Below are 14,335 nucleotides of genomic sequence, written 5' to 3'. Positions count from 1 at the left end.
CCGCGCGCGGCGGCGTCCAGGAGCTGCTGGTGGACGTAGGCCGTTGCGCCCACGTCGAGCCCCCAGGTGGGCTGGTTGACCACGATGATGGACGGCGCGCCCGAGAGGACGCGGGCCAGGATGAGCTTTTGCATGTTGCCGCCCGAGAGCTTGCGCACCGGGGTGTCCACGCCGGGGCAGCGGACGTCGAAGGCCTGGATGAGCTGCCGGGCGCGGGAGGCCAGCCCCTTGAAGTTGAGCAGGCCGCGCCGGGAGTAGCCGGGCAGGCGGTAGCATTCGGTGGAAAGGTTTTCGAGCACGGTCATGTCCGCCACCAGGCCGGTGCCGGTGCGGTCGTCGGGCACGCGGCCCACGCCCGCCGCGATCATGGCCGCCGGGGTCGGCCGCTCCTGGGGCTCGCCGTGGAGGATGAGCTGGCCGGATTCGGGCGTGACGAGGCCGGAGAGCAGGTCGGCCAGTTGGGCCTGGCCGTTGCCCGAGACCCCGGCGATGCCGAGGATTTCGTGGGCGTGCAGGCGCAGGGTCAGGTCGTCCAGGAGCCGCTTGCCCGAGGGGCCGGCCAGCCGGACGCGGTCGAGGAAGAGGACTTCGTCGCCTTTTTGCATGGCCTGGGCTCGTTCGGCCTTGGGGATCTCGCTGCCGACCATGGCGCGGGCCAGCTCCCCGGCCGTGGTCTTCGCCGTGGGGGACTCGAAGACCACCGCGCCCTGGCGGAGCACGGCGCAGCGGTCGGACGCGGCCATGACCTCGCGCATCTTGTGGGTGATGAAGATGACGGACAGCCCGTCTTGCACCAGTTGGCGCAGGGTGTCGAAGAGCCGGGCCGCCTCCTGGGGCGTGAGCACCGAGGTGGGCTCGTCCAGGATGAGGATGCGCGCGTCGCGGTAGAGGACCTTGAGGATTTCCACGCGCTGGCGCTCGCCCACCGAGAGGTCGCGCACACGGGCGGAGGGGTTCACCTCCAGGCCGAAGCGCTCCATGAGCCCGGCCAGCCGGGCCAGGGCGGAGCGGGTGTCCTGGGACGGGGCCAGCAGCCGCTCGGTGCCGAGCATGACGTTTTCGAGCACGGTCATGTTCCCGGCCAGGGTGAAGTGCTGGTGGACCATGCCCACGCCCGCGCAGAGGGCCGCGCGCGGCGAGCCGGGCGGCAAGGGCTCGCCGAAGACCTCCACGGTCCCGGCGTCGGCCACGTAATGGCCGAAGAGGATGGACATGAGCGTGGTTTTGCCCGCGCCGTTCTCGCCGAGCAGGGCGAGCATCTCGCCCTGGCGCAGTTCGAGGGTCACGTCCCTGTTGGCGACCACGGCGCCGAAGGCCTTGGTAATTCCCGTTAGTTTCAGGACCGATGTTGACACGTCTTCCCCGTTGAAAAATGGCAGAGGGCCGCCCCGCGCGGGGCGGCCCGGAGATGCGGTGCTAGAAGGTGGACTTGGGCTCGTTGTCGTTGATCTCGATGGTCATCTTGCCCGTCTTGATGGCGTCGGCGGCCTCGGCGACCTTGGCCTTGACGTCGGCCGGGATCTTGGCGTCGAACTCGTAGTAGGGGGCCAGGGAGGCGCCGCCCTTGGCCATCATGGTGTAGTCGCGGTAGTCCTCGGCGGTGAACTTGCCCGCCTTGACCAGGTCCACGGCCCGCTTGACGGCCGCGTCCATGCTCCACAGGGCGGAGGTCACGACCACATCCTTGCCGTTCTCCTCCTTGTTCATGTCGTTGACGTTGCCGAAGGCGATGATGCCCTTCTCGCGGGCCGCGTCGACCACGCCCGCGCGCTCGGCGTAGAGCACGTCCACGCCCGCCTCGACCTGTGCGTAGGCGAATTCCTTGGCCTTGGGCGGATCATACCAGGAGCCGATGAAGGAGACCTTGAACTGGACGGCCGGGTTCACGGATTTGGCCCCGGCCATGAAGGCGTTGAAGAGCCGGTTGACCTCGCCGATGGGGTAGCCGCCGACCATGCCGATCTTGTTGGTCTTGGTCATCTTGCCCGCGATCATGCCCATCAGGTAGCAGGGCTCGTGGATGTAGTTGTCGAAAACGGAAAGATTGGTCCCGCGCGGGCCGAAGGAATCGCCCATCAGGTAGGCCACGTTCGGGTAGTCCTTGGCGGCCTTGGTGACATCGCGGGAGATGCCGAAGGCCTCGCCCACCACCAGGTTGACGCCTTTCTCCGAGTATTCGCGCAGCACGCGGACGTAGTCGGTGTTGGAGACCTTTTCGGAGTAGACGTACTCGATCTCGCCCGCGTCGGCGGCCTTCTGCAGGGCCTTGTGCAGGCAGGCGTCCCATTTCTGCTGGATGGGCTGGGTATAGATGCCCGCCACCTTGATTTTCCCGGCGGCCAGGGCGGTGCCCGCCAGCAGGGCGATCGCCAGGCAGCAGGCTGCGGCGATGGTCGGAATGCGTTTCATGGGGAATCCCTCTCTCGTTTAGGAATGGTGAATGTCGCGCCGCGGCAACCGGAAAAGCGCGGCCCTCGGCATTGTGCAATGTGAATGCCAGGAAGAGGGGTGGCTGCAAATATCAAATTGCTCCAAGGTGTTGAGTCGCGACCGCCTCGGCGGGGGTCGGGCGGACGCGCGAAATTGCGGCCGAAAGATCACAATTTTGCAATAATCCCGCTGCAAAATTGTCAATTTGACAGGCCCGTCCACCGGCGCGGCCCGGCGCTTCGGCCGGGCGCGAAGCGAGCCCCGGCCGGGTCCGGCCGGGAGAGGAGGAAGGCGGGGCGTTGTCGGCGGGCCGGACCGTCGCGGCCCGCTTGCGGTCAGGCCTCGATGCCGTAGCGCTCCATCTTGGCGTAGAGCGTGTTCCGGCCGATGCCCAGGGCCTTGGCCGTCTTGCTGATGTTGCCCTTGTGGAAGTCCAGGGCCTCGCGGATGGCGTCCGCCTCGCGGTCCTTGAGCTGGAACCCCTGGGGCCGGGACTCCTCCTGCCGGTTCTCGGCCGGGCGGGTTCCGGCCTTTTCCTGGAGGTAGGGCGGCAGGTGCCCGGGCTTGAGCCAGGGGCCGGACAGGTTGTTGGCCGCGAACTCCAGGCAGTTGACCAGTTCGCGCACGTTGCCGGGCCAGGTGTGGCTGACGAAGATGTCCGCCGTGTCGGGCGCGATGCCTGGGCAGGGGATGCCGAAATCGTCGCAAAGCCTGCCGAGGTGGTATTCGGCCAGGAGCGCGATGTCGCGCCCGCGCTCGCGCAGCGGGGGAATGGTGATGCCCACCACGTTCAGGCGGTAGTAGAGGTCCTCGCGGAAGCGGCCCTGCCGGACCAGTTCGGCCAGGTTCTTGTTGGTGGCGGCCACGATCTTCACGTCCACCGGCAGGGGGCTGGTCCCACCCACCGGGACGATGGCCCGCTCCTCCAGGGCCCGCAGCAGGTTGACCTGCTGGGACAGCGGCATCTCGGAAATCTCGTCCAGGAAGAGGACGCCCTTGTCCGCCTTCTGGAACCTGCCCACCCGGCCGCGCTTGACCGCGCCGGTGAAGGCCCCCTCGCGGTAGCCGAAGAGCTCGCTCTGGACCAGCTCCTCGGAGAACGCGCCGCAGTTGACGGCCACGAAGGGCTGGCCGGCTCGCGGACCGGCCTGGTGGATGCCGCGCGCGAAGAGCTCCTTGCCGGTGCCGGACTCGCCCAGGAGCAGGACAGTGGACGGGGTCCGGGCCGCGTTGGCCGCCTGGCGCACGGCCCGGCGCATGGGCTCGCTGTCGTGGAGCACGTGCTCGAAGCCGGGAACGGACTCCGGGGGCAGCCCGGCGCGTCCGTTGCGCCGCGCGGAAAGGGCGAACTGGCGGGTGTGCCGGGTCTCGGTGATGGTGACGATGGTGTTGAGCCAGGCTCCGCCCGCGCTGAAGGTGGGCATGGCCCGGGCGAGCAGGCCAGGGTTGGCCCGGCAGGGGATGACCACGGGGTCGCACAGGGACGCGTTCTTGGCCTGGGCGAGGTAGGGGCTCAGGTCGAAGAACTCCTCGCCCTTGCGGTCGCGCAGGGCGTCCACGGAGCGGGACAGGAGCAGCTCGGCGATGCCGTTGGCGCTGGTGATGCGGCCTTTCTTGTTCAGGAAGAGCACGCCGGTGGTCACCGAGTTGAACATGGAGGAGAAGAGCGAGGCCATCTGGCCTTCGAGCTCGGCGCAGTAGAGGCGGCTCAGGCTCTGCTCCAGGGCGCGGGCGGCCTGGAGGACCAGCTCCATGTTGCCGGTGTGGTCGGACTCCACGGGGCCGGAGATGTCGAAGCAGCCCCAGATGTCGCCGCGCGGGTCCAGGATGGGGGCTGCGGTGCAGCACCAACTGTGGTGGCTGCGGCAGAAGTGCTCCTCGCCCACCACCTGCATGGGCAGGCCGGTGGCCAGGGCCACGCCGATGGCGTTGGTCCCGACGCTCACCTCCGCCCAGTTGGCGCCGGGGCCGAAATTCAGCCGGTCCGCCTGCTTGAGGACCTTCAGGTCGCCGCTGGTGCGGGCCACGCGGCCTTCGGCGTTGGTGAAGGTCATGAGCAGCCCCTTGCCCTTGATGGCGCGGTAGGCGGTGGTTTCGATCTCGCCGCAGATTTTTTCAAGGGTATTGGTGAACGGTTCGAGCTGGCTGACGGGCAGGAAGTCCCAGCAACTGCGCGGGGCGGGGTCCACCGCCATGTCCATGCAGCGGTGCCAGGAGTCGAGCAGGGCCTGGTCCATGCCGTTGATCGTCTCCCGCCTGCCTTCCACGAAATGCTTCCAACTGGCGTAGTCGACCTGGGCGCCGCGCTGGCTTCGGGGCCGGGAAAGCAACGAAGGCCGCTCCCCGTTTTCGAGGTCCTTGGGGTCCCGGCATATTTCGAATCCGTCGCCTTCTCTGAGAAGCATGTGCATACGCGCCCCCCTTCAGCAGCATGAGGATTTTGACCGCACTATCGGTCTCCTCCATTGCTCCGGACCTGTCAAGTGTTCGGAATCGGAACACTCCGGCAGGGGAAATGTGCGGATTACCCTTTTGATCTCAGTGGCATGAATGGGATTCCGGCTTTGACCACCCCTGCGCATCCGCTTGTTCAACCGCCGAACACTTTGGGCGGCGGAATGGATTTTATATAATCTATCTTACTGAAATAAGACAATAAATAAACTTGGCACCCCCGTTGCAACCAGTGGTCACACGCAAACAATCAGGAGGACTTGGTTATGGCTCAACAAGTGATCATGCCCAAATGGGGACTGACCATGAAAGAAGGGAAGGTCGTCCGCTGGCTCAAGGGCGAAGGTGATACGGTGACAGCCGGCGAACCGCTTTTCGAGGTCGAGACCGATAAGATTACCAACTCCGTCGAGGCGCCCGCCAGCGGCGTTCTGGCCCAGATCGTCGTTCCCGAAGGGGACGTCGCCCCGGTCCAGGCCGTGCTGGCCCTCATCGCCGCGCCCGGCGAGGCGGTTGACAAGGTGGCCGGAGGGGCCGCGCCCGCCGCCGCAGCACCCGCCGCCGCCCCGCATGAGGCTTCGGCCGCCGCTGCCCCGGCGGCGGGGGGCGGGTTCGTCCCGGCCATGCCCGCCGCGCGCAAGCTGGCCAAGGAGCTGGGCGTGGCCCTTTCCGCGGTCACCGGCACGGGCAAGGGCGGCCTCATTACCATGAAGGACGTGCAGGCCGCGTCCGACGCCGCCTATGCGGGCGTCAACGCCAGCCGGAAGACCATCGACTTCGCCCGCTCCAAGGGCGTGGACCCGAGCCAGGTCACCGGCACCGGCGAGGACGGACGCATCACCAAGGCGGACATCCTCCGCGCCATGAACCCGTCCGCCTCGGCCGCTCCGGCCGCCGCCGCGGCCAAGGACACCATCGTCCCGATGGAAGGCGTGCGCAAGCTTATCGCGGAGAACATGCAGGCCAGCCTGCAGAGCGCCGCCCAGCTCACCGTGTTCGTGGAGCTGGACGTGACCGAGATGGTCAGGCTGCGGGCGACGCTCCTGGAGCGCAACAAGCGCAACGCCGAGTACCGCCTGTCCTACAACGACATCATCGCCTATGCGACATGCCGGGCGCTCAAGCTGCATCCCGTCATGAACTCCACCCTGCGGGAGGACGGCATCCACCTGCACGAGAGCGTCAACCTGGGCATCGCCGTTTCGCTCGCGAACGGACTGATCGTTCCCAACGTCAAGGAAGCCGACAAGTACACCTTGGAAGGCCTCAAGGCCGAGGTCCGGGACGTGGCCGGACGGGCGCGCAAGGGCGGCCTGAACATGGACGAGATCAAGGGCGGCACGTTCACCATCAGCAACGTGAGCATGCTCGGCGTGGACGGCTTCACGCCCATCCTCAATCCGCCGGAGACCGGCATCCTCGGCGTCGGCCGCATCGTTGAAAAGCCCGCGGTCAAGGACGGCGAAATCTGCATCCGGCAGATGATGACCCTCTCCCTGACCTTCAACCACATGACTACGGACGGTTCTCCGGCCATGTCCTTCCTGCGCGAGCTGGGAGACATGCTGGAAAATCCGGGCCTGATGATCGTCTAGGGGGCGCCCCATGGCGCGGAAACGGTTTGCCATCGAACTCGGCTATGCCGCCGACCTCCACGGCGAGGACATGACCAAGGCCGCGACGCGCGCGGTGCGGGACGCCGTGTCCCGCGTCTGCCTGTGCGGCATCATGGAGATCTGCGGGCGGGATCGGTTCCAGGGGGTTTACGTCCACGCGGACGTGGCCGTTCCCGACCCGGATGGCGTGGACAGGGATGCGGTGCTCGCCTGCATTCCCATCGGCGAGACTTCCCTGACCCTGACCACCGGCGGGATGCGCGTGCCGGGCATCGAGGCGCCCTGCTTCGCCCCTGGAGTAAGCAATATCGTCGTGGCCTGCGCCGCCCTGACCGTCTTGATCGAGACGGACATGGCGGGCATGGGAGCGGATGGATCGGAGCAACGGGCCTGCGGCTGTCTTGCCGGGGCCGAATAACCCAGAGGAGAGAACACAATGGCTCTCAGCAAGAAAACATTGATTCACATGTATGAAACCATGAACAAGATCCGCTTGTTCGAGCAGAAGTTGCAGGAATTCTTCGCCGCCGGCGAAATTCCGGGCTTCGTGCATCTCTACCTCGGCGAGGAGGCCGTGGCCACCGGGGCCTGCGCCGCCCTCACCGACAAGGACATGATCACCAGCACCCACCGCGGCCACGGCCACCTGCTGGCCAAGGGCGGCGACCTGAAGCTGATGATGGCCGAGATCTTCGGCCGCTCCACCGGCTACTGCAAGGGCAAGGGCGGCTCCATGCACATCGCCGACATGGACCTGGGCATCCTGGGCGCCAACGGCATCGTGGGCGGCGGCGGACCTCTGGCCTGCGGCGCGGCCCTGGCCGCCAAGTACAAGAAGACCAAGGAAGTGGCCCTGTGCTTCTTCGGCGACGGCGCCTCCAACCAGGGCACCACCCAGGAAGCCCTGAACATGGCCAGCGCCTGGAAGCTGCCCCTGGTCTTCGTGAATGAAAACAACGGCTACGGCATTTCCTGCCCGCAGTGCAAGTCCATGGCCGTCACCGACATCGCCGACCGCGCCGCCGCCTACGACATGCCCGGCGTGGTGGTGGACGGCAACGACGTCCTGGCCGTCAACGAGGCCGTGACCGAGGCCGTGAAGCGCGCCCGCAACGGCGAAGGCCCGTCCCTCATCGAGTGCAAGACCTACCGCTGGCGCGGCCATTTCGAGGGCGACGCCTGCACCTACCGCTGCACCGAGGAGCTGGAGGCCTGGATGGCCAAGGACCCCATCCCCCGTTTCGAGGCCAAACTCATTGAGAGCAAGACCCTGTCCAGGAAGGACGCGGAAAAGATCAAGGCGGACATCGCGAAAGCCGTCGACGAGGCCGTGGCCTTCGCCAAGGAAAGCCCGATGCCGGAGACGAGCGCGTTGATGGACGACGTCTACGCCTAGTCGGTCAACCTTCACGAATCCTTATAAAATCCAACGGAGAGAACAATGTCCGAAAAAACATATCTTCAGGCGCTCAATGAAGCGTTGAGGCAGGAAATGGAGCGCGACGGGAACATCCTGATTCTCGGCGAGGACGTGGGCCGGTTCGGCGGCTGCTTCGGCGTCACCCAGGGCCTGTTCGACCAGTTCGGCGAGGACCGCGTCAAGGACACGCCCATCACCGAGAGCGTCATCGTCGGCGCGGCGGCCGGTGCGGCCGTTGCGGGCCTCCGTCCGGTGGCCGAGCTGATGTTCGTGGACTTCATCGGCGTGGCCATGGACCAACTGTTCAACCAGGCCGCCAAGATGCGGTTCATGTTCGGCGGCAAGGCCAAGGTTCCCATGACCCTGCGCATGCCCCAGGGCGCGGGCATCGGCGCGGCCGCCCAGCACTCCCAGAGCCTGGAGTCCTGGTTCATGAACATCCCCGGCCTCAAGGTGGTCATCCCGTCCACCCCGTATGACGCCAAGGGGTTGCTCATCAGCGCCATCCGCGACGACAACCCCGTCGTCTTCCTGGAGCACAAGCTGCTCTACGGCGTCAGCGGCGAGGTCCCGGACGAGAGCTACGCCATCGAGCTCGGCAAGGCCGACATCAAGCGCGAGGGCGCCGACGTGACCATCGTGGCCACCTCCCAGATGGTCTACGCCGCCCTCCAGGCCGCCGAGAAGCTGAAGGCCGACGGCATCGAGGCCGAGGTCGTGGACCCGCGCTGCCTCCAGCCCCTCGATTCCGCCACCATCCTGGATTCGGTGAAGAAGACCCACGCCCTGGTCGTGGCCCACGAGGCCGTCAAGTTCGGCGGCCCCGGTGCCGAGATCGCCGCCCTGGTGGCCGAGGAGGCCGTGGAATATCTGGACGCCCCGATCAAGCGGGTCGGCGCTCCGTTCTGCCCTGTGCCGTTCTCGCCGCCGCTTGAGCAGTACTACATCCCCAACGCCGACAACATCGTCGCGGCAGTCAAGAGCATTCGCTAACTCCCATTCCCTGACGGGGGAACCGGCTTCGCCTTGGCCGGTTCCCCCGCCAAACCCGTGAGGGCGCATCGTTGAGCACCGTAGCCATCTTGGCCAATCCTTCTTCAGGCAAGGACATCCGCCGCCTGGTCGCCCATGGCAGCGTTTTCGACAACCAGGAAAAGGTGCGCATGGTCCGGCGGCTGATCCTCGGCCTGGAGCGCTCCGGGGCGACCCGGATTCTCTACATGCCGGACGGCTACGGCATCGTGCCGCGCGCCCTTAACGCCATTTCCCCCTCGATACCCGTGGAAGCGGTGGAAATGCCCATCCGCAACAACCAGACCGACACCTCCATTGCGGCGGGCGTCATGGAGACCCTCGGCGCACAGTGCCTCGTCGTGCTCGGCGGGGACGGCACCAGCCGGGCGGCCTGCAAGGGCTCCGTCGCGGTGCCTCTTCTGCCGCTTTCCACGGGGACCAACAACGTCTTCCCCCTAATGGGCGAGGCAACGGTGGCCGGGCTGGCCGCAGGCCTCGTGGCCACCGGCCGCCTGCCTCGCGAAGATTGCTGCTACCGGTCCTGCATGTTCGACATCCTGCTCGACGGCGAGGTGGTGGACCTCGCCCTGGTGGACGCCGCAGTCTACGACGACGTCTTCCTGGCCTCGCGCGCCATCTGGCAGATCGACAAGGTGCCCCAGCTCTTCCTGACCCGGTGCGGCGCCTCTTCCATCGGGCTCTCGGCCATCGGCGGCCAGTTGCGGTCCATCCGGCCCGAGGAGCCTCGCGGCCTGGCCCTGCGCCTGGGCGAGGGCTCGCCCGTGACCGTCACCGCGGTCATTGCGCCCGGCATGTTCGCCGACGTGCCCGTCCGCAGCATCACCGAGATGGCCCCGGGCGAGATATTTTGCGTGGACGTTTCCCCCGGCCTCATCGCCGTGGACGGCGAGCGCGAGGTGGAAATCCCGCGCGGCTCCCGCGCGGCCGTGCGCCTGAACACCCAGGGCCCGCTGGTCGTGGACGTGGAGAGGACCATGGCGGCGGCCAGGGAAAACGGACTTTTCGTCAACCGTCATAACCGGAAGGAGCCAGCATGAGCAGCCCTCTGAAAGCCGCGTTCATTTTCATCGCCCCGGGCGGGGACCCCGCAAAGCACCGAAACTGGGTCCGCACGCCGGGCGTCGAGCTCCTGGCCGTGGCCGTGGGCGACTATGCCCAGGCCGAGGCTCTGGCCCGCGACCTGGTGGACAACGAAGGCGTCGCCGCCATCGAGCTCTGCGGTGGGTTCGGCGCGGCCGGGACGGCGCGGGTGGCCGCCGCCGTGGACGTGCCTGTCGGCGTGGTCAGGTTCGACATCCACCCCGGTCTGAACAACGTCAGCGGCGACGCCCTGTTCGGATGACGGGAAAGGACGGCGGGGACGCGTGGGAGAGCGCGGCCCCGCCCGTCCGCGGATGATCGGCAAAACGGCGCGGGGGCAAAAAAAGAAGACCCAGCGTGCGGTTCGCACGCGGGGATTCGCTGTTGGCGGACCGCCCGCCGGGGTTCCGGCCGACCGTTACCGGCCCGCCAGGACGTGCTCCCTGGGCACAAAACAGGTGAACGCGCCGGAGAAGACAACGTCCTCTCCGCAGGCGACCTCCACCCTGACCAGGTGCTTGCGCTCCTGCGGGGTCTCGTCGGTGGCCCTGGCCACCAGCACGTCGCCCACGCGGGACGGCTTCAGGAAACGGGTCTCGGCCGCGCCGAGGACCACGTTGGGATGGTTGACGGCCAGCATGGCCGCATAGTCGGCCAGGCCGAAGATGAATCCGCCGTGGACCAGGCCGCTCGCGTCGGCGGCCATGCACGGCGCGCAGGCGAGGCGCACCTCGCTGCTTCCTTCCTCCACCGTGACCGGTTCGCCGCACAGGGCCCTGTCGATGTGGTCGTGGGTCTTGATTTCCATATTCTCCTCTTTTTTCCCTTTGCTCCCGGCCCGTGGCTGGAATCCCGGCGGCCGGAGGCGCTAGGGTTCCCTCCGGTCGCCGGAAAGGCCGGAGCCTAGTCGAACAGGTCTTCCAGCTCGTCGAAGACGTACTTCATCTGCATCATCTTCGGCGAGCCGCCCATGGCCATGGGCAGCAGGGCGGCCTGCATGATTTCCTCCTTGGAGGCTCCGAGGCCGGCCGCGGCCTGGATGTGGAGCGATATGCACATGTCGCACTGCGACATGATGGCGCAGGCGATGTGGATCAGCTCCTGCGTCTTGTGGTCGATCGGTCCAATGCCGCTGATTTCCTTGGTAAACCCAAGATATTTGGCAAAAACGTCTCCAGCCTGCTGCTGCATCTTGGCCAGAGTCTGGCCAGCCTTTTCCGCTGCATCCATTGGATTGCTCCTTGGTTGTTGTGTTGAGATGCCCAACTAAAGCAAGGAACATGCCCCGGTTATTTTCCTCTTGAATGGCAACAGGTTCCGCCCAATACCGGAGCGCGGGGATGGGAAAACGGCCCCGCGCCCTGTCCCGGACGTGAACATTGATCGAATTTGGAACAGCCCTCCGGGTGCCGGATCAGAACAGGCAGTCGATGAAGACGGGCAGGGTGACGCCGTGCAGGTAGTCGTCCAGCGCCACGTCGGCCAGACGTTCGGCCAGGGCGGCCCGGTCGTGGCGGCTGCCCCGCACCAGCGCCTCCAGGGGCCCGACGTCGCGCACGCCGAAGTAGTCGCCGTAGAGCCGGACCTCGGTGATGACGCCCTTTTTCACGTAGAGATGGACGTCGAGCAGGCCGCCGGGCGTGCGGGTGCGCCTGGAGAAGTTGTAGGCCGGGGACGAGCCGAAGTTCCAGTCCCAGGTGCGGTAGCGCTCTTCGGCCAGTTGCTCGATGGCGAGGGTCTCCTCGTTGGAGAGGGCCATGCCAGCCTGGTCTGCCGAGCCGGAGACGAAGGCCATGAGCGCGGTGATGAACGCCGTGACCTCCATGGGCTCGGGCAGGTGGCTTGATATGTTGGTCACGCGCGAGCGGACGCTCTTGACCGCCTTGTCCCGGTATTTCTCCGGGTCCACGCGCAGCGCGCCGGAGAGGTCGGTCATGTCCGAGGCGAAGAGCAGGGTGCCGTGGTGCAGGACGCGGTTGCGGTGGAAGTGCTGGGCGTTGCCGGAGAATTTCCTGCCCTCGATGAGCAGGTCGTTGCGGCCGCTGAACTCGGCGTGCACGCCCATGCTCAGCAGGGCCCGCTGGATGGGCGCGGTGAAGCGCTGGAAGTCCAGCCCGCCTTCGGGCGAACCGTTCTGGATGAAGGTGAAGTTGATGTTGCCCAGGTCGTGGAACACGGCCCCGCCCCCGCTCATGCGGCGGACCACCGGGATGCCACGCGACCTGGTGAAGTCCTCGTCGATCTCCGAGAGGGTGTTCTGGTTCCGGCCGACGATGACAGCGGGCTGGTTGCGCCAGAGCATGAAGATCTCGTCCCCGGTCCGGGTCATCAGCCATTCCTCGGCCGCGAGGTTGAACGTCGGATCGGTGACCCGGTTGTGAATGTATCGCATGGGCGCTCCTTTTATCCGCCGGGAATGCAAAAGCCGGGCCCGGCGGACCCATCGCGTCCTTTGGCGCGCGGTGGCGGAGTGTGGCCGATTTCGGCCCGGTTGCCAAGCGAAAGCCGGGCTAGCCGGAGATGCTGAACCCGGCCGCGTTGCTGCCGTCGTCCTCCCACTCCATCTCTATGGAGCACTTGGCCTTGTCCTTCTTGCGGCTGAGCTTCATCTCGAACTTCATGGTGTCGGCGGCGAAGAGGACCACGTTGTCGTCCCCGCTCTGGACCCGGACCACGCCGGAGGTCAGGGATTTGGCCAGGTCCTCCAGGTAGGCGGCGGCCTGTTCGGTGTCCATGGTCTGCTTGATCTTGACTTTGCCGTTGCTCATCCGGTCCTCCTCGCTGATGGTGTCGGGAATGGTGATGGCGAAGGCCGGGCATTCGGCTTCGCCCACGGCCGGGGCCGATTCGGCGTCGCCCGGGGCCGGGTTGTCGTCTTGGGCCGGTCGCGCCGCCTCCGGGGCTGCGGGGGCCGCCGGGAAGGGGATTTCGGCCGGGACGCCGTCGGGGCCGGGCTCCGCCGGGTCGCGGGCCACCCACTCCAGGGGATTGGCCCCGAGTCGCTTGTCGTCGCTCATGGAGCACCTCGGTGCAGCAGCTCCAGGGCGAGGCTGCGATAGTCCTCGGCCCCGTTGCTCTGCGGTTTGTAGGTGAAGATGTCCTGGCCGAAGCTGGGGGCCTCGGCCAGGGATATGTTGTCGCGGATGGCCGTATCGAGCAGGGCGTCGCCGAAATAGGCCCGGATGCTGCTCCGGGTCTCGCGGTTGAGCCGCTTCTGGCGCTGGTAGCGGGTCAGGACCACGCCGGTCAGCCTCAGGTCCGGGTTCCAGCCGCTGCGGATGGCCTTGACGGTCTCCATCAGCTTGCCCAGGCTCTGGAGGGCCAGGAACTCGGGCTGGACAGGGACCAGCAGTTCGGTGGCGGCGGTCATGGCGTTGAGGGTCAGCAGGCCGAGGTTGGGCGGGCAGTCCATGATGACGAAGTCGTAGCCCGAGACCCCGGCCAGGGCGGCCTTGAGCCGGGTCTCCCGGTTCTCGGCCCCGGCCAGGTCCACCTCGGTCCCGGCCAGGGAGACCGAGGCCGGGACCACGTCGAGGCCGCCGACCGTGGTGGTCACGTCCCCGAGGGCGCAGTCGCCCATGAGGACGGCCCCCATGGTCCGGGGCAGTTCGTGGGCCATGATGCCCAGGGAATAGGTCAGGTGCGCCTGCGGGTCGAGGTCGAGCAGCAGGACGCGCTGTCCCTGCCGGGCCAGTCCCGCCCCCAGGTTGACCGAGGTCGACGTCTTGCCGACGCCGCCCTTCTGGTTGAGTACCGCGATGATCCGCATGCTCCTCCCGTCACGCCGCCTGGGGCGCGGCTACTTTTTCGCCTTTTTGTCCGTCTTGCTCTTGGACTTTTCGGGCTTGGCCTTCTTTTCGGACTTGTCCTTTTTCTCGGGTTTGTCCTTCTTTGTCTTCTTTTCCTTTTTGTTCTTTTCTTCTTTCTTCCCGGCCCCTTCGTCGGCCTGGGCCTCGGGCAGGGCCGTCTTTTCCTCGGCCGTTGCCGGGGCGAGCTCCGGGGCCGCTTCCGCGTCGGATTTCGGGGCGGGCGCGGGCTCCTTGTCGCTGATCTTCAGGTCCGTCGCGCCCATCTCGGCCCAGCCGATCTCCAGGCTGAATTTCTGCCGGCCTTTGCCGGTCTTGGCCTCGACCTCGATTTCGACCTGGTCGCCGGGGGTGAGCGCGACGTGCTCGCCGCCGCTCTCCACGACGATCCTGCCGGACTCCAGGCTTTTGACGAGCGCCTTCAGGTAGGCCACGGCCTCGGTGTAGGGCAGTGCCGTCTTGACGCCGATCTTCCGTTTTTCCATCTCACACGC

The 14,335-nt window shown here is 66.8% G+C and carries 15 protein-coding genes; 6 read left to right on the top strand and 9 right to left on the bottom strand.

Annotated features, from left to right (window positions below; all coding sequences use genetic code 11):
- From PHP91_RS08415 to PHP91_RS08405, 3 genes are all read right to left on the bottom strand, one after another.
- A partial coding sequence (locus PHP91_RS08415; RefSeq protein WP_300139507.1) for an ABC transporter ATP-binding protein occupies window positions 1-1,355 on the bottom strand: 1,355 nt, incomplete at its 3' end.
- A gap of 61 nt (window positions 1,356-1,416) precedes the next feature.
- Complete coding sequence (locus tag PHP91_RS08410; RefSeq protein WP_300139505.1) at window positions 1,417-2,409, bottom strand: BMP family protein; 993 nt, start codon at window positions 2,407-2,409, stop codon at window positions 1,417-1,419.
- 356 nt (window positions 2,410-2,765) lie between these two features.
- Window positions 2,766-4,835 carry a sigma 54-interacting transcriptional regulator gene (locus tag PHP91_RS08405; protein ID WP_300139503.1) on the bottom strand — a complete coding sequence of 690 codons (2,070 nt, stop codon included), beginning with the start codon at window positions 4,833-4,835 and terminating at the stop codon, window positions 2,766-2,768.
- Between the two features lie 315 nt (window positions 4,836-5,150).
- On the opposite strand from PHP91_RS08405, the gene PHP91_RS08400 reads away from it, so the two are divergent.
- The 6 genes from PHP91_RS08400 to PHP91_RS08375 all read left to right on the top strand — a co-directional run bounded on the left by PHP91_RS08400 (window position 5,151) and on the right by PHP91_RS08375 (window position 10,297).
- On the top strand, window positions 5,151-6,479 hold the full coding sequence (locus tag PHP91_RS08400) for a dihydrolipoamide acetyltransferase family protein (RefSeq protein ID WP_300139501.1): 1,329 nt from the start codon (window positions 5,151-5,153) through the stop codon (window positions 6,477-6,479).
- Window positions 6,480-6,489: 10 nt separating this feature from the next.
- On the top strand, window positions 6,490-6,918 hold the full coding sequence (locus PHP91_RS08395; RefSeq protein ID WP_300139499.1) for a Lin0512 family protein: 429 nt from the start codon (window positions 6,490-6,492) through the stop codon (window positions 6,916-6,918).
- Between the two features lie 18 nt (window positions 6,919-6,936).
- Window positions 6,937-7,896: a thiamine pyrophosphate-dependent dehydrogenase E1 component subunit alpha gene (locus tag PHP91_RS08390; RefSeq protein WP_300139497.1), complete on the top strand. Its 960-nt coding sequence runs from the start codon at window positions 6,937-6,939 to the stop codon at window positions 7,894-7,896.
- Between the two features lie 45 nt (window positions 7,897-7,941).
- A complete protein-coding gene (locus tag PHP91_RS08385) occupies window positions 7,942-8,913 on the top strand; it encodes an alpha-ketoacid dehydrogenase subunit beta (protein ID WP_300139495.1) in 972 nt (323 codons plus the stop codon).
- 71 nt (window positions 8,914-8,984) lie between these two features.
- A complete protein-coding gene (locus tag PHP91_RS08380) occupies window positions 8,985-9,992 on the top strand; it encodes an NAD(+)/NADH kinase (protein ID WP_300139493.1) in 1,008 nt (335 codons plus the stop codon).
- The gene (locus PHP91_RS08375) at window positions 9,989-10,297 is read left to right on the top strand and encodes a DUF6506 family protein (RefSeq protein ID WP_300139491.1); all 309 of its coding nucleotides are present in this window, start codon (window positions 9,989-9,991) and stop codon (window positions 10,295-10,297) included. The genes PHP91_RS08380 and PHP91_RS08375 overlap by 4 nt, the downstream gene beginning before the upstream one ends.
- A gap of 156 nt (window positions 10,298-10,453) precedes the next feature.
- On the opposite strand, the gene PHP91_RS08370 is transcribed toward PHP91_RS08375, so the two are convergent.
- The 6 genes from PHP91_RS08370 to PHP91_RS08345 form a co-directional block, all read right to left on the bottom strand.
- On the bottom strand, window positions 10,454-10,843 hold the full coding sequence (locus tag PHP91_RS08370) for a PaaI family thioesterase (protein ID WP_300139490.1): 390 nt from the start codon (window positions 10,841-10,843) through the stop codon (window positions 10,454-10,456).
- A 95-nt stretch (window positions 10,844-10,938) separates the two neighbouring features.
- On the bottom strand, window positions 10,939-11,265 hold the full coding sequence (locus PHP91_RS08365; protein WP_300139488.1) for a carboxymuconolactone decarboxylase family protein: 327 nt from the start codon (window positions 11,263-11,265) through the stop codon (window positions 10,939-10,941).
- Window positions 11,266-11,449: 184 nt separating this feature from the next.
- Complete coding sequence (locus PHP91_RS08360; RefSeq protein ID WP_300139486.1) at window positions 11,450-12,427, bottom strand: lipoate--protein ligase; 978 nt, start codon at window positions 12,425-12,427, stop codon at window positions 11,450-11,452.
- Window positions 12,428-12,545: 118 nt separating this feature from the next.
- The gene (locus PHP91_RS08355; RefSeq protein WP_300139484.1) at window positions 12,546-13,052 is read right to left on the bottom strand and encodes an amphi-Trp domain-containing protein; all 507 of its coding nucleotides are present in this window, start codon (window positions 13,050-13,052) and stop codon (window positions 12,546-12,548) included.
- Window positions 13,049-13,804 (bottom strand): ParA family protein, encoded by a 756-nt coding sequence (locus PHP91_RS08350; protein ID WP_300139482.1) that lies wholly within the window; start codon window positions 13,802-13,804, stop codon window positions 13,049-13,051. The genes PHP91_RS08355 and PHP91_RS08350 overlap by 4 nt, the downstream gene beginning before the upstream one ends.
- Before the next feature lie 30 nt (window positions 13,805-13,834).
- A complete protein-coding gene (locus PHP91_RS08345) occupies window positions 13,835-14,326 on the bottom strand; it encodes an amphi-Trp domain-containing protein (RefSeq protein ID WP_300139480.1) in 492 nt (163 codons plus the stop codon).
- Window positions 14,327-14,335 lie beyond the last annotated feature (9 nt).

It is taken from the genome of Pseudodesulfovibrio sp., assembly GCF_028692895.1.
Classification (GTDB): domain Bacteria; phylum Desulfobacterota; class Desulfovibrionia; order Desulfovibrionales; family Desulfovibrionaceae; genus Pseudodesulfovibrio.
Note: the sequence above shows the minus strand (reverse complement) of the source record. Positions and strands in the feature narration are given on the sequence as shown.

What these genes read in the sequence shown, in the direction of transcription:
- PHP91_RS08410 (WP_300139505.1), bottom strand. Translation starts at nt 2,409, where the DNA reads ATGAAACGCATTCCGACCATCGCCGCAGCCTGCTGCCTGGCGATCGCC.
- PHP91_RS08370 (WP_300139490.1), bottom strand. Translation starts at nt 10,843, where the DNA reads ATGGAAATCAAGACCCACGACCACATCGACAGGGCCCTGTGCGGCGAA.
- PHP91_RS08345 (WP_300139480.1), bottom strand. Translation starts at nt 14,326, where the DNA reads ATGGAAAAACGGAAGATCGGCGTCAAGACGGCACTGCCCTACACCGAG.
- PHP91_RS08355 (WP_300139484.1), bottom strand. Translation starts at nt 13,052, where the DNA reads ATGAGCGACGACAAGCGACTCGGGGCCAATCCCCTGGAGTGGGTGGCC.
- PHP91_RS08385 (WP_300139495.1), top strand. Translation starts at nt 7,942, where the DNA reads ATGTCCGAAAAAACATATCTTCAGGCGCTCAATGAAGCGTTGAGGCAG.
- PHP91_RS08365 (WP_300139488.1), bottom strand. Translation starts at nt 11,265, where the DNA reads ATGGATGCAGCGGAAAAGGCTGGCCAGACTCTGGCCAAGATGCAGCAG.
- PHP91_RS08395 (WP_300139499.1), top strand. Translation starts at nt 6,490, where the DNA reads ATGGCGCGGAAACGGTTTGCCATCGAACTCGGCTATGCCGCCGACCTC.
- PHP91_RS08360 (WP_300139486.1), bottom strand. Translation starts at nt 12,427, where the DNA reads ATGCGATACATTCACAACCGGGTCACCGATCCGACGTTCAACCTCGCG.
- PHP91_RS08405 (WP_300139503.1), bottom strand. Translation starts at nt 4,835, where the DNA reads ATGCTTCTCAGAGAAGGCGACGGATTCGAAATATGCCGGGACCCCAAG.
- PHP91_RS08375 (WP_300139491.1), top strand. Translation starts at nt 9,989, where the DNA reads ATGAGCAGCCCTCTGAAAGCCGCGTTCATTTTCATCGCCCCGGGCGGG.
- PHP91_RS08350 (WP_300139482.1), bottom strand. Translation starts at nt 13,804, where the DNA reads ATGCGGATCATCGCGGTACTCAACCAGAAGGGCGGCGTCGGCAAGACG.
- PHP91_RS08400 (WP_300139501.1), top strand. Translation starts at nt 5,151, where the DNA reads ATGGCTCAACAAGTGATCATGCCCAAATGGGGACTGACCATGAAAGAA.
- PHP91_RS08390 (WP_300139497.1), top strand. Translation starts at nt 6,937, where the DNA reads ATGGCTCTCAGCAAGAAAACATTGATTCACATGTATGAAACCATGAAC.